Source organism: Fibrella arboris (assembly GCF_041321095.1).
Taxonomy (GTDB): domain Bacteria; phylum Bacteroidota; class Bacteroidia; order Cytophagales; family Spirosomataceae; genus Fibrella; species Fibrella arboris.
Genome location: NZ_JBGGWE010000011.1, coordinates 211,980 through 233,860, shown reverse-complemented (window position 1 = coordinate 233,860; position 21,881 = coordinate 211,980). Strand labels below are relative to the sequence as shown.

At 55.6% G+C, this 21,881-nt stretch carries 12 protein-coding genes; 7 read left to right on the top strand and 5 right to left on the bottom strand.

Annotation, left to right across the window (positions count from 1 at the left end):
* Nucleotides 1-503: 503 nt before the first annotated feature.
* The gene (locus tag ACAW75_RS19475; protein ID WP_370730418.1) at nt 504-1,145 is read right to left on the bottom strand and encodes a methyltransferase domain-containing protein; all 642 of its coding nucleotides are present in this window, start codon (nt 1,143-1,145) and stop codon (nt 504-506) included.
* A gap of 236 nt (nt 1,146-1,381) precedes the next feature.
* Between ACAW75_RS19475 and ACAW75_RS19470 the strand changes: the two genes are divergently transcribed.
* The 5 genes from ACAW75_RS19470 to ACAW75_RS19450 all read left to right on the top strand — a co-directional run bounded on the left by ACAW75_RS19470 (nt 1,382) and on the right by ACAW75_RS19450 (nt 15,610).
* Nucleotides 1,382-7,051 carry a fibronectin type III domain-containing protein gene (locus ACAW75_RS19470; RefSeq protein WP_370730417.1) on the top strand — a complete coding sequence of 1,890 codons (5,670 nt, stop codon included), beginning with the start codon at nt 1,382-1,384 and terminating at the stop codon, nt 7,049-7,051.
* 58 nt (nt 7,052-7,109) lie between these two features.
* Nucleotides 7,110-7,907 (top strand): N-acetylmuramic acid 6-phosphate etherase, encoded by a 798-nt coding sequence (gene murQ, locus ACAW75_RS19465; protein WP_370730416.1) that lies wholly within the window; start codon nt 7,110-7,112, stop codon nt 7,905-7,907.
* 105 nt (nt 7,908-8,012) lie between these two features.
* A complete protein-coding gene (locus ACAW75_RS19460) occupies nt 8,013-9,047 on the top strand; it encodes a zinc-binding dehydrogenase (protein WP_370730415.1) in 1,035 nt (344 codons plus the stop codon).
* Between the two features lie 14 nt (nt 9,048-9,061).
* Nucleotides 9,062-10,330 (top strand): hypothetical protein, encoded by a 1,269-nt coding sequence (locus tag ACAW75_RS19455; protein WP_370730414.1) that lies wholly within the window; start codon nt 9,062-9,064, stop codon nt 10,328-10,330.
* 591 nt (nt 10,331-10,921) lie between these two features.
* Nucleotides 10,922-15,610 (top strand): cellulose binding domain-containing protein, encoded by a 4,689-nt coding sequence (locus tag ACAW75_RS19450; protein ID WP_370730413.1) that lies wholly within the window; start codon nt 10,922-10,924, stop codon nt 15,608-15,610.
* A gap of 201 nt (nt 15,611-15,811) precedes the next feature.
* Here ACAW75_RS19450 and ACAW75_RS19445 read toward each other — a convergent pair whose 3' ends face one another.
* The 4 genes from ACAW75_RS19445 to ACAW75_RS19430 form a co-directional block, all read right to left on the bottom strand.
* Nucleotides 15,812-16,201 (bottom strand): DoxX family protein, encoded by a 390-nt coding sequence (locus tag ACAW75_RS19445; protein WP_370730412.1) that lies wholly within the window; start codon nt 16,199-16,201, stop codon nt 15,812-15,814.
* 185 nt (nt 16,202-16,386) lie between these two features.
* Nucleotides 16,387-16,680: a DUF983 domain-containing protein gene (locus ACAW75_RS19440; protein ID WP_370730411.1), complete on the bottom strand. Its 294-nt coding sequence runs from the start codon at nt 16,678-16,680 to the stop codon at nt 16,387-16,389.
* 234 nt (nt 16,681-16,914) lie between these two features.
* Complete coding sequence (locus tag ACAW75_RS19435; protein WP_370730410.1) at nt 16,915-17,784, bottom strand: helix-turn-helix domain-containing protein; 870 nt, start codon at nt 17,782-17,784, stop codon at nt 16,915-16,917.
* Complete coding sequence (locus tag ACAW75_RS19430) at nt 17,759-18,043, bottom strand: hypothetical protein (protein WP_370730409.1); 285 nt, start codon at nt 18,041-18,043, stop codon at nt 17,759-17,761. Before ACAW75_RS19430 ends, ACAW75_RS19435 begins: the two co-directional genes overlap by 26 nt.
* A gap of 194 nt (nt 18,044-18,237) precedes the next feature.
* On the opposite strand from ACAW75_RS19430, the gene ACAW75_RS19425 reads away from it, so the two are divergent.
* Nucleotides 18,238-21,018, top strand: coding sequence for a PQQ-dependent sugar dehydrogenase (locus ACAW75_RS19425; RefSeq protein WP_370730408.1), 2,781 nt, complete (start codon nt 18,238-18,240; stop codon nt 21,016-21,018).
* A gap of 14 nt (nt 21,019-21,032) precedes the next feature.
* A complete protein-coding gene (locus tag ACAW75_RS19420; protein WP_370730407.1) occupies nt 21,033-21,869 on the top strand; it encodes a 3-keto-disaccharide hydrolase in 837 nt (278 codons plus the stop codon).
* Nucleotides 21,870-21,881: the final 12 nt, after the last annotated feature.

The window sequence follows — 21,881 nt, the reverse complement described above, 5'->3', positions numbered from 1 at the left end:
CATCCGTCGCATAGCGACCTAACAGAAGGCTAATCCGTTAGGTCGCTATGCGACGGATGATGGGCGAACGTACATGTATGGCTACAAACTTTAGGTCGCTACGCGACGGATAAGACTGTGGCAATCCGCTACAAACATTAGGTCGCTACGCGACGGATGATGAGCGAGCGTACATGTATGGTTACAAACTTTAGGTCGCTATGCGACGGATAAGACTATGGCAATCCGCTACAAACATTAGGTCGCTATGCGACGGATAAGACTGTGGCAATCCGCTACAGACATTTCGTCGCTACGCGACGGATGATGGGCGAACGTACATGTATGGCTACAGACATTTCGTCGCTATGCGACGGATGATGAGCGAACGTACATGTATGGCTACAAACATTAAGTCGCTACGCGACGAGATTTATTTAGGCAGCTTCTTAAGGGCAGTGTGGCCCAATGGAAACCAATGACGCCGAAGGTATAATGATCACTTAATGACGCGTAGCAAAAGACTACGTCCTGTAGCCAATCGTAGCAAACAGCGGGTCGCTTCGGCGGGGGTTCGGGCTACGATCTTCGGTGCGAATATGGGTGAACAGGCCCGCTTGTTCGTAGTACGTCTCAACCAGTTGCGTGTGGCCGGCATCGTCGAGGGCTTGCCAGACGGCTACGGCTTTGGTCGGAAACATCCGGTTCGAGAACACGGTGATGAAGGGCGAACCGGGCTTTACCACCCGCGCCACCTCCCGAAAAACAGCCACCGGCTGCGTCAGGTATTGCACCGATACCGTCACCACGCATCCGTCAAATTCGCCGTCTTTGTAAGGCAGCATGGGGTTCTGATTCAGGTTCTGCACGATGTAGTCTGTCAGTTGCGGATTCTGCTTCAGTTCCGTCGCGTTCATGCCCTGTCCCGCCACGCGGCTATACGCTACGTCGGTAGGCAGGTGGCTGCGCCAGCTACTCATCAGGTCGAGAATAGCCCCGCCGGGCGGCAACAGGTCGCGGAAAAGGGCTGTGGTCGCCGCAATAGCCGGGTCATCGATGTGTACCACCAGCCGGGCCGATCGGTAAAACTCGTCGTCGGATGTTTCGTCGTACTTCCGGAAATAAGTCGCCGGAAGATCAGGGTTGAGTTGGGTACGTTGCGCCATGCCTGATTAACGCGTAGGGAAGCGAATCGGTGGCATTTTCAGGCTAAAAAATTGTATGCTGAGTATGTATATATAATTCACCAGTCGAGTATATTTCGGCACATGTTTTGTTCAGTCTCTGCCGTTCGCCAGAAGATATGATCTTCTAACGAGGTTACTCTCAACGCCTTATACCACCTACCTGGCACGTGTATTCCATACCTCTTCGTTACCTGCTTCTTGCCTTTCTGGGCGTTATGTCCCGTTTCGCCCTGGCCCAAACAACCTGCCAGGTTCCTCAGTCCCCTTATACGGGTACGGTTGGCAGCCAATCTGCACAAATAAGCTGGTATAGTCAGAACAGTGGCTCACCAACGTATCATCTTCAGTATCGGCCTGTGGGGCAGGTGCGGTGGACTGGCAGTTTCGTCGGCACTGCAACGGCATACACGATTCCGGGCCTGGCTCCGCGTACCAGCTACGAATGGCGGGTACGTACCATCTGTGCAGCAGGCGACACGTCGGCCTTTACCAATACACTTTCATTCAGTACAGCGTGTAGTACACCACAGAGTTTATACAACAGTACGATCTCGGCCGAATCGGCTCAGGTTAGCTGGTCGTTTTATGGCAATGATTCACCAGCCTACCAGATGCAGTATCGAGTGGCCGGTGCGGCAGACTGGCTAAGTAAGCCTGCCCAGTCATCCACCTATGGCTCATTGACCGGCTTGACCAATAATACCGATTATCAATGGCGCGTGCGCAGCATTTGCTCCGCGGGCGATAGCTCTGCTTTTTCGGGCCCCGTTTCGTTTAGAACTGTTTGCTACCTGCCGTCGAGTCCGTACACCGCTGACGTTACCTACCAGTCGGCCAGGTTAAACTGGTACCCCGCCACGTCGGGCGCGTCTTATGAAGTGTATTGGCGGGTAGCAGGCGCGGCTGACTGGACCAGTCTCAACGCGTCGACCAGCACATCGCTGACGCTGAACGGACTGGCCAACAACACAACGTATGAATGGAAAGTACGGACCCTGTGTTCGGCAAGTGCTACCTCCGCTTTCACCTCGCCGATTACCTTCCAGACGCAATGCCTGTCGCCTTATTCACTATACACGTCTGTTCCAAACGCGGACATAGCCGAACTGCGCTGGACAAACCCGGTTGGTGTCTTCGCCACAGACCTGCGCTGGCGGGCCATTGGCGCGGCGAACTGGATCGACGTAGCCAATCTGGCCAGTGCTGATTTTGGGTTATCGGGGTTGGTGCCCAACACGAGCTATGAATGGCAGGTACGTTCAGCGTGTTCGGCAACGGAAAAGTCGGCCTGGTCGCAGTCTGTACAGTTTATTACCCGGTGCGATCAGCCGACCAATCTCACTTCATCGAATATCGGTAGTAGCCGGGCTGATCTGAGCTGGTCAGCGAAGACAGGGGCGACCCTGCAATATCGGCTGGCAAATGCCGCTAACTGGACGACGATCAGCTCGATCAGTTCACCCTATACCGTAACCGGTCTGACCAATAATACCGTTTATGAATGGCGGGTTGGGGCGACCTGTGCGCAGGGGGCCACCTCTGATTATACCGCTACGCAACTGTTTACAACCCGCTGTGCTACGCCTCAGTATCCTTCGGCCAGTAGTACCAATGCAGATAACGGAATTGCCTTCTCGTGGAGTGGTTCGGCAGATGGTGTATACGAATTGCAATGGCGGGTGGCCGGCACAACGAACTGGACCAGTGTGGGGGGAATCACCCAGACGGGGTATACACTTGGTTCGGCAACGCTCAACACGACCTATGAATGGCGGGTGCGCCGCGCTTGTTCGGCGACGGATTTTTCTGATTTCACACCCACGAATATCATTACGCTAACCTGCCAGATGGCTTATCTGTCGCCATACGCCTATAGGTTAACGTCAAACTCGATGAACCTGAACTGGAATACGTATTCGTCTCGCCCAACCGATACGTATGAACTGCAATGGCGGCCAGCCAGTACGACCACCTGGACCACGGTGTCGAGTCTGACCACCTCACCTTATGCGTTAACGGGCCTCACGCCGGGTGTAGCCTATCAGTGGCGGATACGCCGAATGTGTACGCCCTCCATCGGGTCAGACTATCCCACCACCATTGAGTCGTTTACGATCTCCTGTGGTCAACCCACTTATTTTTATACAAATGCCACTACCACCACCACTGCCTCAATCCAGTGGTCTGGTAATGAGTCGTATTCACCCTATGATCTGAACTACAGACCCGTGGGCCAGGCCAACTGGATCTCGCTAACCAACCTGACAACCAGCACGCTATCGCTGACGGGCCTTACTCCGAATACCATCTATGAGTGGCAGGTACGTTCAGCCTGCTCAACAACAGGTACGGCGCCGGCCTTTAGTGCCCCGCAGTCGTTTTCGACCTACTGCGGGGGAACGCCCACTAATTTTTTCATTGCCTCGGTGATTGCCGGGGCTGTCACCGTGCGCTGGAGCGGGCCAACGGGTGTTGCTTCCTATGAGATCCAATATCGGGAAGTTGGCACTACCAACTGGCTCGTTAAAACAGTACCGGCCAATGAAGTTGATCAGGGGCAAGGGCAGGGCCTGATTACAAAGCAGTATACGTTTTACGACTTGCCAGCTGGCAGGACCTACGAATGGCGCGTGCGGTCGATCTGCGCCGCCGGAATCAGTTCACCGTTTGCGGATGGACCTGTACTGACCACAAACTGTCCGAATAGTGGCGTCATTGCTTCTGCTTATCAGGTAGATAACACTCGATTCGCTATCGCATGGTCTATCCTTAGCCCTACGGATACCTACGATATACAGTGGCGGCCGCAGGGAACGGCTCTCTGGCTGGCCGCGCAAACGATAACTGGCGCTGGTTACACGCTGACAAATCTACAGCCCGGTCTTACCTACGAGTACACGGTGCAACGGGTATGTGCCCCCGGGCTAAAAAGTTCGGTGCTGGGCAACAGTGTCTCGATGCGTTACCTGGCACCTACGGATATAAGTGTCAGTTTGCAATCGGGTAATACGGTCAATGTGATCTGGAAATACCCGGCGGCATCGTCTGATGAACTACCCGGAACCGCCTTTACGATCCAGTACCGGGTAACGGGAACCACTAGCTGGACGACCGTGAACGTACCTGCCAACACGGCTATTGGGCAGTATCCAACGCGCTCGGTTCCGGTGTCGGGCCTGGCCGTAGGGGTCTCCTATGAGTTTCAGGTACGGGCCGGCGCTGTTGGTCAGCCGGGGTCTGATTATACCTACTCGGCCTACTACACGCTATCGTGTTCACCTCCCTACTCAGTTCAAACGGCGGCCGGTACCACCTCCGCCAGTTTATCGTGGTATGCCAATTCAGCGAATATACCCTTTCAACTCCAGTGGCGACCAGCCGGTAGTTCGTCGTGGATAACTGTTGCCGTACCCGGTGCTGCCTCTGGTGTAGCTGTAGTTTACTCACTAACGGGCCTGACCACCAACACCAGTTATGAATGGCGGGTAGCAACCAACTGCGGAAATGGGGTGCTTTCAGATTTCACGTCAATCCAGTCTTTTCTGACAGGGTGTATCGTATCAGCCGCATCGGGTGTGTATGCTTCTGCGGAGGCAACATCGGCCAACATAACCTGGAGCTATTATCCAGCTACACTGGCGAAGTCGATTGTGCAGTACCGACTGCTGAACACCGTTACCTGGATCAATGTCGATCCGCAGACGAGTACCAGCTATTCGCTCACAGGCCTGGCGACTAATTCAGCCTATGAGGTACGTATTCGAACTGTTTGTGAAGGCGGGAATGCCTGGGCTGTCAGTAACGTTACCCAGTTTCAAACCGTTTGCCGGGCGGTGTCGTCCTTTTATCTGTACGATACGCAGGAGCGGTCGGCTCGTATCAGTTGGTCAGTGACCAGTTCACCTACCGTCATTCAGTGGCGACAGCCAGGAGCCACCACCTGGAACGAGGCTCCGGCAACGAGTAGCCCGGTTGAGCTGACAGGCTTGACACCTGGTACTGCCTACGAATACCGGTTTCAAACAACCTGCTCGCCCGGTACGTCACCTACCTATACAACAACAAACGTGTTTACCACCTCGACGCCAGCCACGCTATCGATCTCGCTCCGGGCCGATAGCACTGGCGTTGATTTTGCCCGTCTGGTGGTCAGTGATACCGACCAGGCATACCGGCTTCAATGGCGGGTGGTAGGAGCAGGCAACTGGATGAGTACCGGTCTGTTGACCAGCAAAACCTACCTGTTATACAATCTGACCCCCGGTAGCACCTACGAAGCCCGACTAATGCAGACTTCCGGGAACAACCCACCGGTGTATAGTACTCCCATACAGTTTGTCATGGACTGCCCGACGCTAACCAACGGAACGCTCCTTTCGGTATCAGCACAAACTGCGTTGTTAACTTGGTCGCTGACAAAATCCATGTCGGTGGTGGTGCAGTGGCGGGTTGGCGGTAGTACTTCGTGGAATTCGACCTTAGTTTCATCGGGTAGTCGAATCACTTCACTCACTGGCTTGTCGCCAGCTACCAGCTACGAATGGCGGGCCGCACCAACCTGTGGGGCAGCGTCGGGGCAGTTCCTGCCAGTGAGTCTGTTTCGTACCCCCGCTTTATGCCAGGCCCCTTATGATATTGGCACTCTTAGCTCCAGAGGCGGCCTGACATCAGCTACGTTGTACTGGACGGCTTATTCTACGCCCGCGCAATTTACGGTTCGGTACCGGGTGGCAGGAACAACGACCTGGTCTGTACAAACCGGCATCAGCAGCAGTCCGTTTACGCTGACGGGCCTCAGCGGGTATACAACCTACGACTGGGCAGTGGCCGACCAGTGTGGCGGAAACACAGCCTTCAGTACCACGAGCCGTTTCACTACCCAATGCGCATCGCCTTATACTGAGTATAACCTGACTCAGGCCACGGCTACCCAGGCGCGATTAGCCTGGAGTGGTGGCGGACCTGAGTACATAGTCAGGTGGCGGCGTTCAGGCGCCAGTCAGTGGACCGAAACGCCAACTACCGCTAAAGAGCTCATCCTGTCAGGGCTAACCCCGAATACGTATTACGAGTGGTCGGTACGCAGCGCGTGTTCACCCGAATCGGCGAGTTCGTACTGGACAACTTTTTCTACGCAGTGTGGGGCCAACTCACTATATAACCTTGTTGCCCGGCCAGTCAATACAAATGCCGTTGTGTTAACCTGGACAACGAATTATGGCACTTCGGATTTCGACCGGTATACGGTTGGCTGGCGCGTGAAGGGAACCACCGCCTGGACGACGCAATCGGGCCTGGTGGCTCCCTATACGCTGACCGGGCTGGCCGATAATACAACCTACGAATGGCAGGTACGTGCCGATTGTCAGACGCAGTTCAACAGCCCACTGACGTTTCAGACAAGTTGCGCCGTGCCGACAAATCAACGGGTTGACCAGCAAACCAACTCAACGGCACGATTAGTCTGGAGCGATGCGCTGGCGGGAACGGCCTACGAATTACAGTGGCGCGAAGCAGGTACTGATGCCTGGAACACGGTGTCGGGCATCAACGGCAGGGCCTATACCCTCACCGGGCTGACCAACGGCAGTTCGTACGAGTGGCAGGTACGTGGTGACTGTGCAGGGGGCGCATCCTATCTGACTACAATTACATTCAAATTGATCAGTGAACGACAAACAAGTATTTACACCGTGAAAACCGGTGCCTGGAATGACGCTACCGTCTGGTCATGCAACTGTATTCCAGCGTCAACGGATGCTGTATTACTGCGCCATACCGTAACGGTGCCAACTAGTTATGCCGGTTACACAAAACGAATCTTTTACGAAGGAACCGGGCAACTGAAAATGAGCACTACCTCCGTGGTAAAACCAACGCAATAGAGGCATGTAGTGGGTTCAGTTCAAATCGGTAGCTTTGCCGTCTGCAACGTACCTGATTATGATTACCGAAACTACGTCTCATTACGACCATCTAGAGCAGATGTCGGTTCACGACCTGCTGGTGAATATCAACCGCGAAGACCAGACCGTGCCACTGGCTGTGGAGCGGGCTATTCCGCAACTCGAAGCACTGGCCACGCAGGTCACCGCCCGTATGCGCGAAGGCGGACGGCTGTTCTACATCGGCGCGGGTACGAGCGGCCGGCTGGGTGTGGTCGATGCGTCGGAGTGCCCGCCAACCTATGGTGTGCCGCACGACCTGGTCGTGGGCCTGATTGCCGGGGGCGACGGGGCCATTCGGAAGGCCGTGGAGTTTGCCGAAGATGATCCCGAACAAGCCTGGAAAGACCTCAGCGCCTACAACATCGAGCCGGTTGATACGGTGGTGGGCATTGCTGCATCGGGCCGTACCCCCTACGTCATTGGTGGCCTCAAGGCGGCGCGTGAAGCGGGTTGCCTGACGGGCTGTATTGTCTGCAATCCCGGTTCGGCGGTGGCGGCGGCGGCAGAATTTCCGGTGGAAGTGGTCACTGGCCCGGAATTCGTGACGGGCAGTACGCGCATGAAGGCCGGTACGGCCCAGAAGTTGGCCCTCAATATGTTATCGACCACGGTGATGATCCAGCTGGGCCGGGTGAAAGGCAACAAGATGGTGGATATGCAACTGTCGAACATCAAGCTCCAACAACGCGCCGCCCGCATGGTTATGGAAGAACTGAACGTATCAGAAGCAACCGCCCAGGACCTGCTGAACCGCTTCGGCAACGTCCGTGGCGCGATTGACAACTATAAATAGTTTACCGTTTTCTGTTCGCCGTTTTCTGTTGTGCTACTACGTCAAGAGTCTGCGATAAGCGAAGCAACAGAAAACGGCAAACAGAAAACGGTAAACTAAAAAAAGATGAAAGCCATTCAACTTGTAGCCTTGCACCAGCCGCTGACGGTGGCCGACGTACCTGACCCAACGCCGGCACACGGCGAGGTGGTGATCGATCTGAAAGCCGCTGCGCTGAATCACCGCGATGTGTTTATGCAGCAGGGCCTGTATCCAGGCATTGTGTTGCCGGTACGGCCCGGTTCCGACGGGGCAGGCGTGGTGTCGGCGGTGGGAGAAGGTGTGGACCGGTCGTGGCTCAACTGCGAAGTGGTGATCAATCCAGCCCTGAACTGGGGGGCTAATCCTGCCGTGAACAGCCCGGCGTTTACGATTCTGGGAATGCCTGCGGCCGGTACGTTCGCCGAAAAAATTTCGATTGCGCATACCAACGTCTACCACAAGCCAACGCATTTGTCGTTCGAGGAAGCGGCTGCCTTGCCATTGGCTGGCCTTACCGCCTGGCGCGCGCTAATGTCGCGGGCCGCCCTGAACCGGGACCAGCCTGAACGGGTGCTGATTACGGGCGCGGGGGGCGGCGCGGCACTCGTTGCCCTGCAATTTGCCGTAGCTGCTGGTGCCGAGGTCTGGGTAACGGCAGGCTCTGCCGAAAAGCTGGCAAAAGCGAAGGAGCTTGGGGCTAAGGGCGGAGTGAGCTATAAAGAAACCGACTGGCACAAGACGCTCCTGAAACTGGCTACCAATGGCGATGCGGCCAAAAGTCGGGCGGGCTATTTTGAGGTGATCATCGACAGTGCCGCCGGACCCGATTTTGCCAAACTAACGCAGGTGGCGGCTCCTGGGGGACGCATTGCCTTTTTTGGTGGCACAACTGGTAAAATCACGGATGTGCAGCCGTCGGTCATCTTCTTCAAACAGCTTTCTATCTACGGCACCACGATGGGAAACGACACCGAATTCGCCGACATGCTTCGGTTCGTTGAAAAATATCGGATTCATCCGGTCATTGATTCGGTTCGGCCCCTGGCGGAGGCACAGACAGCCTACGACCGGATGAATGCCGGTGAGCAACTGGGCAAACTGGTGCTGTCGATTGCCTGACGGATACGGCGCGCATGATTCAGCTTTTGCCTACGCCCACGTACCCAATGCAATGCCCGGCCTGTGGCACTGTTGCCGTTGGGCAGGTACGGTTTGCGGGCGCTGTTACCTTGGCTGAAACGCGCTGTCCCGTATGCCGGGAAACATACTTGCAAACAGTGCCAACCGGTCAGTTCAACCGCTTTCCTGTGGCGGTCAGCACCAACGGAAAACACGTTCGGGTAGCTGAGCGCGGGCGCTGGCTGGTGGAGCAGGTGAAGCAGAGTGGCGCAACCCATACCCGTCACGACGGTTCACAACTGGCGTCGGTCATTACCATAACGGGCCATTTGTCGGCTACCGAACAGCCTGTTTCGCCCATACTGCTCGTCTGTCTGGATACCTGCTTCGGGCATGCACTCCTGATGCTGTTCAACGCCCAGCGGCATCATGAACAACATCCGCAACACCCCATTATTGCCGTTGTGCCACGAGCACTGGCGTGGCTGGTACCCGATTATGTGGCCGAAACATGGGTGGTCGATAAACCCTTGTCGGCGTTAAGGGGCAACGTACCTGGCTTTGATGCCGTTGTAAAACAACAGCTTACCCGATTCCAGACGGTCTGGTTCAGCCGCGCCCAAATTCATTTCGGGCACCGCCGCACACGCTTCACCGATTTTACCCGCACCCAACAATTCAACCTGAACCAGTTCGATCGGGGAGCGGTCCGGTGCGTCACGTTTGTGCTGCGCGAAGATAGGCTCTGGCTGCGTTTCGGTTGGGAACGGCTGTTGTACCGGGCTTGTCACCGGGTCGGTTTGCTGTCGAAAACGCGTTCGTTCTGGGTACGTTGGCAGGTTCGTCGGTACCGGCAACTGGCCCGCTACCTTCAACAAACGTACCCAGCCATTCAGGTCAGCGTAACCGGGCTGACGAGCGGTAAGCCAACTGGCTTCGGCGACGGGATAGAGGATCAGCGTTTATGGGCTCCACTATCGGTTGAGCAGGAACGTAGCTGGTGCGCGCAGTATGCCCGGAGTCAGGTGGTAGTAGGCGTACACGGGTCGGGCATGCTCTTGCCCACGAGCCTGGCGGCGGGGTTCGTGAACCTGCTTCCGCCCGACAAACTGCCACACTACGCCGAAGACATTCTGCTGGCGCACGATAACCCCATTCACCAAACCCTGCTAGGGCGATTTCTGGCAACCAGTACGTCGCCAAAAGAGGTAGCTACGGTAGTGTCGAGTATGCTCACCGAGTTTCCCGTCTGGCTGGCCGAAGCTCGGGAGCGGGGCCGATGATGCGTGTGCTGCCTACTGAAAAGCAGAGCTTTCCTAACACCCCATGCGCAAACGCCCGGCGAACCGGCTACCAATCTGTTGGGTAAGCATCGGTTCAGCAGTACGTACCTGACCAATTGTTCAGCAAACGCCAGCCGGCAAGCGATAACACTCCCCAGAGCTGCGCCCGTTTTCAGGCTATATACCGTGCTGTATATAGATGAAGACGGGCTCATGCGTGTCTGTAAAGACGTATAAGGCTGGGCGAAACTGCCTTTGTGAGCGGGCCTGAATGGGGGAATATACCTGCAGAATAGTTTCTATTTGGTGATTAAGGGTATAATCCCGTGTCGCCAAATCGGCTGTTAATTGTTCTTTGTTCTTAGATGAAGATACTACCGTCTAGTAACAATACAATTGACTCTATTCATGGTGCTGGAAAGCAAAGTACCTTCGCCATGAAAATACACATATGTAAATGTGTGCATATTAAAATCGCTTTGAGAAACGTGTCCGACGTGCCTGGCGTAGCAGCCAGCCGCCTAGTGGCACGGACCAATGATGAGTAATCCGGGTTCTCTTTTTTTGTTTTTATCTAATAAATATTATCATATGTTAATTTCTACGTTATGCTTTTCTGGTTCCACAAGCTATCCCGCCAACAGGTGGTTACTAGTCAGGAACACGCTGTTGGTCAGCCTGCTGGCGTTTGGCCTGACCCTACTTGCCTGGTCACCGACAAAGGCACAAGTGTCTACCTTCACGACGGCGCAGATCGAGCTCGGTACAGGTTGCGACTGGCCGTTCAGCTCGCTGGCCGTTAATCCCGTCGACGGAAAGGTGTATGGATTCTGGCGCAAAGGATCTGGGCTGGAGGCCATCTACAAACTGATCCGGTTTGATGGCAACAGCTGGACAACCGTCAGTACATTCGCTCCAACGGGCAACAGCGGCTCGCCGATCAACATACCTAACTTTGACTCGGCCTCGGATGACGTCGATATCGCCATTGATGCGCTGGGCAGGTTTCACGTCACCTTCAGAGGTTCACGGGGCGGCGGCACAACCAGCACCCGGGGCGTTTGGTATGGCTTGAGCACCAACGGAACAAGCTGGACCTTTACCGAAGTCCAGACCTTCTCCGATCCCAGTGGCTTCAAAGGCACCAATGATCCGGTTATTGAGGTGGATAACACGAATCAACCACACGTTGCTTTCATTGTATCTGATGTCAATTCGCCCCGTACCTATGGAATCCGTTATTACCGTTACACGGGAACAGACTGGGTTGGCGAGACGGCCTTGAGCATAAATGGTGGCGTACCGGCCAACGAAGTCAACAATTTTGACATGGCCATTGATGGCGCAGGTAAAGCGCACCTGGCCATTCAGCGGGAGACAAACAATCTGGGCCGTAATGGAGGCCTGGTATACATGACCAACAGCTCAGGTAGCTGGTCACCACTCACCGTGGTGGCCGAGGGCGCTCAGGACCAGACCCAGGGCAATACGCTCGGTATTGATACGGATGCCAACAACAAGGTATACATCGTTTATTCTAACTATCTCGACCAGATCAATAGTACCAACAATACCTCGGGTAGCTTCTCGGCACCCCAGCAGGTTAACAGTAACCTATCGGGCGATCTTATCGACGGCTCGTTTCATATAAACAGTAACGGCAGTAAATCCTTTGGCTACTATTCCAGAGGTGCACAGGTAGGCTTTGCTTATCAGCCTGGCGGTACTGGTACCTGGGCAACGGCGCTGGCCTACACCGCCCCGGCTGAGGCTAGTGCCGGCAATTACCCATCCGCTATTTTATCCAGCAGCGGCCGGGTCATTATCCTGTTCGATAATTTGACTACGGGCAGTGGTGCATGCAGTGCTCAAAATACCCGCAAGCTGTGGTACGCTACCGCCACTGTACAAGCGCCGACAACGCCCGCGCCCAGCTTCACGCAAGCCCCTGCGCCAACCGCCGTTTGTGCGGGTAATACGGCCACGTTTACGGCTACCGCCACGGGCGCTACCAGTTTTCAGTGGCAGCAGGATGATAATGCCGGGTTTAACTCACCAACTACGGTTGCTACTGGCGGCATCTACACCGTGTCAACCTCCGGTACAACCAGTACGCTAAGCATTGCCACCAATGCGTCGGTAAATGGTCAATATTTTCGGGCGGTGGCCACCAACAGTACGGGTTCAACCAATTCAACGGGGGCTTTACTGACGGTGAATGCCCTGCCAACGCCCGCCATTACCGGCCTGGCCAGCGCCTATTGTAAAAATGCGTCGGCGGTAACACTGACAGGAACGCCCGCTGGCGGTAGCTTCACCATCAACGGTACGGCGGCTACGACTCTGGATCCGGCCACACGCGCCGTAGGTACCTATACCGTCATTTATCGCTATACCAACGGCAGCGGCTGCGTCAACACAGCTAGCCAGGTCGTAACGATCAATGGGGTGCCAACGCCGTCGATCACAGGGTTGGCCGGCGCTTACTGCAAGGATGCAGCGGCCGTTACCCTGACGGGCTCACCAACGGGTGGTAGTTTCACCGTGGATGGTAACGCGGCAACGCAGTTCGCCCCCAGCAACTTGGCGGCAGGCAGCCACACCGTGATCTATACTTACTCGAATGGAACCTGTACCAATACGGCCAGCCAGAACGTGACGGTTAATGCGCTGCCCGTGGCACCAACTGTTACCAACGTTGCCTACTGCACCGGTGCTTCTTCGTCTTCCCTGACGGCCACAGGCACTGGTCTAAAGTTCTATGCTGGTCCTGCTGGAGGCACGGCTTTTGCGAGCATTACCCCGTCTACCGCTACGTCCGGTACCTTTACGTATTATGTCAGCCAGACAAACGCCAATGGCTGCGAAAGTGTACGCGCCCCTCTGACAGTGACGGTGAATCCCCTGCCGGTGGTGGCCATTACGGGTCTGTCCGGTGCTTACTGCAAAGATGCGGCGGCCGTTACGCTAACGGCTACACCCTCGGGCGGCAGCTTCTACATCGACGGAGCTACGTTGGCGACGCAGTTCAACCCGGCTTCGCTCGCCGATGGCGCTCATACGGTATACTACACCTATACGGATGGGAACGGCTGCACGAACAATACCATCCAGAACGTGACGGTCAATCCGCTGCCCGTAGTATCGATCACAGGCTTAGCCAGTGCCTATTGTAAAGACGCCGTGGCCGTGACATTGACAGGGTCACCTACAGGCGGTAGCTTCACCATTGACGGGAATTCGGCAACGAGTTTCAATCCGGCCAACCTGACAGCGGGTGCTCACTCAGTACTGTACAGTTACACGAACAGCAATGGTTGCACCAATACAACCACTCAATCGGTAACAGTCAATCCGCTGCCAGTGGTATCGATCACAGGCTTGGCCGGCGCTTACTGCCGGGATGCCGCCACCGTCACCCTGACGGGAGCACCGGCGGGCGGTAGCTTCACCGTGGATGGCACATCGGCTACCCAGTTTGCACCGGGAACCATCGCCCTGGGTGCCCATACCGTGCGCTATATGTACACGGATGGGAACGGCTGTACCAACGCCACGACCCAGAACGTGACGGTCAACCCGCTGCCATTTCTCTCCATTACCGGATTGGCCAATGCCTATTGTCAGGATGCGGGCACCGTCACGCTGACGGCTACGCCAGTGGGAGGCAGTTTCGTCATTGATGGCACACCGGCTACCCAATTCAACCCGGCTACGCTGGCGGTGGGTAACCGCACCGTCGATTACCGCTATACCGATGCCAACGGCTGCGCCAACACCGCTACCCAGATCGTGCGGGTCAAAGCTACACCACCCACGCCTACGCTGTTGACCCAGAGCGGAGGGGCCTATCCGGCCAGCCAGTCTGCCGTGACCGTCGATGTCAACTCGGGGAATGTCAACCTGGTAATTGGTGGCTGCGCGGGCACTATCAGCTGGAGTGGCCCTGCCAACAGTTCGGGCACGGGGTCGACTATTATAGTGGCTACTAACCAGCCAGGTACGTTCACCTACCAGGCCAACTGCCAGGTAGACGGGTGCACCAGCCCGCTGGCTACGGCCGTTGTCACGGTAGGGGGTCGGCTGACGGTACTGCACCGTGATGTGGACAACTACGCAGACAACAACGCCATTCAACCCCTGATCCAGTTGCAAAACCAGGGCCTGGGCAGTTTGCCGCTGGCCAATCTGACGTTGCGCTATTACCTGACGGTGGAGGGCACGGCGGCGCTGAGCAATCTGTCGGTGAATTACGCGCAGGTGGGTAATGGGAACGTGCGGCTGCGTTATGTACCCCTGTCACCTGCCCAGCAGGGCGCCTCGGGCTATGTAGAATACAGCTTCACCGCCGGGGCCGGAAGTCTGGCTCCTAACGGGAACACCGGGTCTATTCAGGCGTATTTTGCCAAGAGTGACTATTCGGGGTTGAATGAGCTGAACGACTATTCGTATGCGTCGGTTCGCAACCAGCTGGTGGGTACTCAGCGCATCACGGCCTATTACAACGGGGTGCTTATTGCGGGTGTAGAGCCCGGCACCGCCACCCAGGTCCGGGCGCTACGGGCTTTGACCGAAAGTAAGAATGGCCCGTCGGCCACCCAGATCAGCACTTATCTGGAGGTGCGCAACGAAGGCAACGTACCGGTGAACTATAGTGATCTGAAAGCGCGCTACTATTTCACTTCCGACGGCAGCGAACGGTTGCAAGTAGAAGTAGACGAAGGCAACGTGCAAACGCAGCTGGTGGCACTAAGTCCGGCAGTGGCGGGCGCTAATTATTACCTGGAAATTCGCTTTAACCAGGGCGGTCAACTGGCTGCCGGGGCCAGCGCAGGCCGTATCCGTTACCGCATCTCAAAGCCAGATGGCGGCCGCTTCGATCAGACCAACGACTACTCGTACCAGGAACAGCCCGCCGAGTCGAGCGCCAATAGCCGGGTGGTGGTCTACGTGGGCGCTGATCGCGTGTGGGGGCGCGAGCCGGGCGCTGCGTACCGGTTGGCTGTAGCCGAACCCGAAAGCCAGTTAGCGGTAACGGTGCTGGGTAATCCCGTACGCGACGAGGTACTATCATTCCAGGTTAGCGGGGCGGCTGGGCAACCCCTGCAAGTAGTCCTGGTTACACCGCAGGGCCGGGTAATTGCCCAAAAGCAGGTAGCCAGCCCACAGCCTGCCGAGCAGTACCAGTTCCCGCTGGGCGAGCAGGGGGCAGGGGTATTCCTGTTGCAGGTAAGTACCCCAACCCAACGCCAGACCGTCAAGGTGCTGAAAGCAGAATAATTACTCTCAGCCACTGGCCGCTCAAGATGGCCAGTGGCTGACCCAAGTGCCCGAGCCGAAAACGAGGGAGCCAACGAACAGGTCCATACCAGAACAGGTTCAGCCTATACGCCCAGTGGGTTTATTGGCTGAACCTGTTCTGGTATGGACCTGTTCGTTGGCGTATGGGCTGATAGTCAGGTAGCAGATCCGTGAGCAGGCTTAGTGCGAAGCCGTGCTTTTCAAGGCCCAGTAAATAAGCACCGGCTGAAAGAGCAGGCGGGCGAAGCGCTTTTTGTCGGTGTCCAGGCCAAAGGCACTCCGATGGTTGGTGTATTGCGACATATTGCCGGGGAAAACAGCCGCGAAGAACGAGGCCGCCACTTTCCCGACCGTTTCCTGATGCTTCTTGTTCGTGAACACCAGCGCACTGCCCAGGGCGATTTCGGCGAAGCCCGAATACACCACCGTATCGTCTTTTTTTAGCGGAACCCAATTGGGCACCTGCGCGCGAAAGGCTTTCCGGGCAAAGGTGAGGTGGCTGACACCGGCAAAGATCAAGGTGCTGCCCAGTAAGATACGGGCGGCTTTTTTTACCGTTTCTTCGTTCATGGTTGTTCGTTGGTTTACAGTTGCCAGCCAATCGACCCCGAACGTATTCTGGAAGCATATCGGTGATACTGGCCTGTCAGATAAAGCGAACCGGCCGTATTTTGTTATTTTCCTGATTGTTTGCACCAGTCATTTCCTGGTTACCCCACCGGATGGCGAACGATATGGCTGGAAAGTGACCGCCTCTAAGAAGCGGCTACGGCGTTATCGAGTGAGGCAGGCTGAACCGGCGCAGGTTTGATAAACAGGGTCAACCAGGTACGTCGTGCCATCCGAAAGAAATAAGGCGTCAGGAGGAAAAGAGTGGGTACCAGCCCGATCAGGTAATAGGTCACATCCAGGTTGAGCCAGACAACGGCAACCAGGAATGTGAGGAGGGTCCAGATGGTGAAGAAGGCGTAACTGACAAACATAGATGCCCAGTAGAAGCCCGGCTCAGGCATATAATTCGCGCCACAGTGCGGACAGTGATCAGGCATATGGTCAAAATTCCGGCTGAAGGCGCTCTGGCTGGTAAAGAAATCTCCCTGGTGACAACGGGGACATTTGTTAGTGACAATGCTATAAAATCGGCTATCGGAAGACATGGCTATTACTGGTTTGGTGACGTAAAGCAGCCCGGCTAAGGCTTCTTGATCGGCGCTGTTTACCCAACAAAAGTACCGCCGGGTGCGTCGCCGTTCTACCACAAACCAAGGCGTGTATGGGACAAATCAATGATCGTGCGCCAGCTCTTTGCGAAATTCAACTGGTGTTTGGCCGGCATATTTCCTGAAGAAACGAACGAAGTAGGAGGGGTCATCGAAGCCTAACGCGAACCCCACTTCTTTCACCGATTGAGCCGTGTGGGTAAGCAGGCGCTGGGCTTCGATCAGCAGCCGTTCGTGAAGCAGCTGACTAGCCGTTTTTCCCAGTACTTTTTTGCAGATGTGGTTCAGGTGGTTGGGCGTCAGACCCAGCTGGGCGGCATAAGCACTAACCGCCCGCACCTGGATAAACTGTGCTTCCAGCAACGATTCATACTGCCGGATCCGGTCATAGTCATGCACATCGGCATTGGTCAGCTGCCGGTCGTACAGCCGATTCGCCGATTCCAGGATGAGGTGTACGAACGACAGAAATACGTCGGACCGGTTGGCCTGCTGGTGGTCATATTCCTGATAGGCGTGCTTGAACAGGTCGCTGAACAGGCTTTGCTGCTCCTGGACTTCCAGCAGTGGTACGTGCTGGTGGGAGTGATAAAATGAGTATTGAAGTAGCCGGTTTCCCAGCCGCGCCTGAAAGAAACCAGGTTCAAAAAATAGATTGAAACCCCGTGTGTCGGCTGATAGCTGCCAGCTGTGAACCTGGCCAGGTGTGAGGAAATAGAGCTGATTCGGTCTGATGGGGTACGTCTTGAAATCGATGGTATGACTGCCGCTCCCCTGGCTAATCCACATGACCAGGTAAAAGGTATGGGAATGGGGTTGATCAATGCCTTTAAATTCCCGAACCAGCGTTTCCAGCCGGGTCATGTAGAAGCGTGCGTTCGGCTCGTACCGGGCAAACGAGTTGAGTTTATAGACAGGTACCTGCGAGGACATACGAACGGGCCGATGGTTCAGTTGGCAGCAAAGGTAAGCTTGCCAATGGTTGCCGGCTGAATAGATCACGTAGCCTATCAGCCAGGTGCTGATCGAACTCCATGAACGCCATGTAAGGCGTATAGCCGATGGCCAGCCTGCACAACGTACCTGCGCCCGCCAGCAGGCCCGCCATTGACCGTATCATTCTCGACCTGAACACCGGCTGGCTATACGCCGACGGCTCCTGCCAGGGCGGTTGACAGGTATGGAAACGCATAGAAAAAAGATTGGTAGACCGTCCGGGCCGAAGTGACTGATTTATTCCGGCCCGGTGGCGGAGATACCCGTCTCGCTAATCTCGACTGGTTTATTTTTGCACGATGTCCAGCCTGATTTGACGTATATTCGATAGAGCAGGTGATTGGGCAATCCGGCTTGGTTAGTTTAGTCGCACACTTTTCTTTCTTTTTCATGCTCTTCCCGTTGATACGATACAGCGCAGTCCTTGGTGTACTGCTTGGCCTCACCACGATACCCGACCGATGGTCGAACCCAATCACTACCCGCTCAACGCCGATCCTGGCCGATACCGTGAACCGGCCCGAAGAAAACCGGTTCACCAAAACGGTACTGTCCAACGACCTCAACGAGCCGATGGAGCTGGCCGTTGCGCCCGATGGCCGGGTGTTTTTTGTGGAACGGGCCGGTAAGTTTTACGGCTATGATCCCGCCCAGAAAAAAACGCGCCTGCTCTACGACTTTCCGGTCAAGGCTGTCGACAAATACCTGAATGGTCTGCTGGGAATGACCATCGATCCTGACTTTGCCCGGAACCACTTCCTTTATTTCTTTTACACGGTTCAGGACCAGCAGCAGACCAAACAGCGTATTGCCCGGTTCACCATCAATAACGACAGCAGCCTGGATGTGGCCTCCGAAAAGGTGATCATCGAATTTCCGATCGACCTGGAAGTGAGCGCCCATACGGGTGGGTCCATGTGCTGGGATGCCCACCGAAACCTGTTTATCTCGACCGGTGATAATACCGTACCGTTTGAATCGGGCGGCCATGCCCCCATCGATGACCGCGAGGGCCGGTTGACCTTCGACGCCCAGCGTTCGGCGGGCAATACCAACGACCTGCGGGGAAAAATCCTGCGTATTCATGTGGAATCAGCCATCGCCCAGGGGCAGCCTGCCTATACCATCCCGGCGGGAAACCTGTTTCCGGTAGGTATGTCCAATACCCGGCCCGAAATTTATGTGATGGGGTGCCGGAATCCCTATCGGATCTCGGTCGATCCGGTCACTTCAATCCTGTACTGGGGCGAAATTGGCCCTGATGCCGGTACCGACAGTAAACAGGGGCCACGCGGCTACGATGAGTTCAACCAGGCCAAAAAGGCAGGTAACTATGGCTGGCCTTATTTCGTCGGCGACAGCAAACCCTACTACCAGTATGATTTTGCGAGTAAGGAAGTCGGCGCGCTATTTGACCTCAAGGCTCCCGTTAACAAGTCGCCAAACAATACGGGCCTGAAAACCCTGCCACCCACCCAGAAGGCAATGGTCTGGTATCCGTACGACAAGTCGAATGAGTTTGCCCAGTTGGGCGTGGGTGGCCGTTGTGCCATGGGTGGCCCCGTATATCATTACGATGCCGCGCTGAAATCGAATACAAAACTGCCTGCTTACTACGACAAAGCCCTTTTTATGTACGACTGGATGCGCAATTGGGTGTTTGCCGTGCGCCTCGATAAGGACCAGAATTACCAGTCGATGGAAGCCTTCATGCCGGCAGCCGGTGATTTCCGTCGCCCGGTCGACATGGAAATTGGCCCGGACGGGAGTATCTACATGCTGGAATACGGGTCAGTATATGGCATCGATAATGAAGACGCCCGGCTGGTAAGAGTCGACTTCAACGCCGGGAACCGCCCTCCCGTTGCGCAGGTGACGGCGGCCGATACCATTGGCCTGGCTCCACTGACGGTCGCGTTCAAGGGCGACAAAAGCCGCGACTTTGATTCGGGTGATCAGGTACGTTATGCCTGGCGTTTCGAAGGAGGCAAGGTAGCGTCGACTGAGGTGAACCCGACCTACACTTTCCGCAAAAATGGTATCTATACCGCTATATTGACCGTAACCGATCAGTCGGGCCAGTCGAACTCCGACACGATGACGATCAAAGTGGGAAACACCGCGCCGCAAGTCGCCATTGCTGTTCCGCAGAATCGCACGTTTTTTCCACCGACTACCGCGCCGCTTGCCTATAGCGTGAACATACGGGACAAAGAAGACAAGGTGATCGACAGGAAAAACGTGAAAGTGGTGCTGAACTACATTCCCAAAGTGAGCAGCGAACCCCTGATGGGTCACCAACAACTAACGTCGACGTTTGGCCTGGGCAAGTCGCTCATCGCCGGGTCGGATTGTAAAGCCTGCCATCAGTTGAACGCCAAATCGGTTGGTCCGTCGTTTACGGAAGTGGCCAAACGGTACCGGGATGACAAGACGGCCACGGCCAGGCTGGCGAATAAAATCATCATAGGTGGTGGCGGTGTCTGGGGCGAACATGCCATGAGCGCCCACCCACAGCTATCGCGGGAGGAAGCCACCGAAATTGTGAAGTATATTCTCTCGGTGGGTAACGAACCAACCGAAAACAGGTTGCCGCAACAGGGTAAGCTGATGCTGGCCGAGCATGTAGGGAAAGAGCAGCAGGGCCGGTACGTACTCACCGCCTCCTACACGGATAAAGGCCCCGTGGCTACCCCGGCCACCAGCCGGAAATCACCACTGTCGCTTACGAAGACCGACGTGCTGGTACTCCGGCCTACTAAAATACTGGGCAGTGAGGCCGATGAACTCAGTAACATGACCCGGCAGGGCAAGCGCCTGGGCAACATCCACAACCAGTCCTACTTCGTGCTGAAAAATATTGACCTGGCGGGCATTGATCAGCTCACGTACAGGTATTCATCAAAAGACCGTGCCGCAACGGTTGAGGTGCATGCCGACTCGCCAACCGGCCCAGTAGTGAGTACCCTGGCCTACGAACCCACCGGAAGCTGGAATACGTACAAAGAACTGACTACAGCTATTACCAATCCCGGTGGCCAGCATGACCTGTATTTCGTTTTTGTAAAGCCAACTACGCCCAACCGCGACCTCTTCAGCCTGGAATGGCTTCTGGTCAACCCCACCGCTACCGCGGCTCAATTACCCAAAGCTGCACCATCTGGTAAATAAACCCCGACTCTGCTATGCGTCAATTAACCATAACGATCAGCTTTCTCTTTATAGCCAGCTTGGGCCTGGCGCAGAAGGTCAGCCAAAAGGACTGGATCCAGCTTTTCAACGGGAAAGACCTGACCAACTGGCAAGTGAAAATTACGGGCCATCCCCTCAACGACAATTACGGGAATACGTTCCGCGTCGTGAATGGTAACATGGCAGTGAATTACGATCAGTACACTGCCTTCGACGAGCAGTATGGGCATATTTTCTACAAAAAGCCTTTCTCGGCGTACCTGTTGGTGGTCGAGTACCGGTTTGTTGGCCAACAGGTGAAAGGGGGGCCGGGTTGGGCCATTCGCAACAGCGGGGCTATGCTGCATGCGCAGGACCCCAAAACGATGGGGCTGAAACAGGATTTTCCCATTTCGCTGGAAACGCAGTTTCTTGGCGGAGACGGCCAACACGAGCGGCATACAGCCAACCTGTGTACGCCCGGCACAAACGTGATGCTTGACGGCAAACTGTTCACGCCACACTGCATCGATTCGAAGTCGAAAACCTACGCGGGTGAGCAGTGGGTACGTGCCGAAATGCTGGTGCTGGGCGATTCACTGGTGCAGCATATCATGGACGGCGACACGGTGCTGAGCTACACCAAACCGCAGATTGGTGGTGGGAACGTCAGCCAGGCCGACCCTGCCGTGAAGATCGATGGCAAGCCGCTGAAGGAAGGGTATATCGCCTTGCAAAGCGAAAGCCATCCCGTCGAATTCCGGAAGGTATCGCTCTTCAACCTGGCGCCCTACATGAATAAGCCGAAGCAACTGGCGTCTGTTCTACAACAATTGACGGTCCGTAAGTAGGCTGCCCCACGA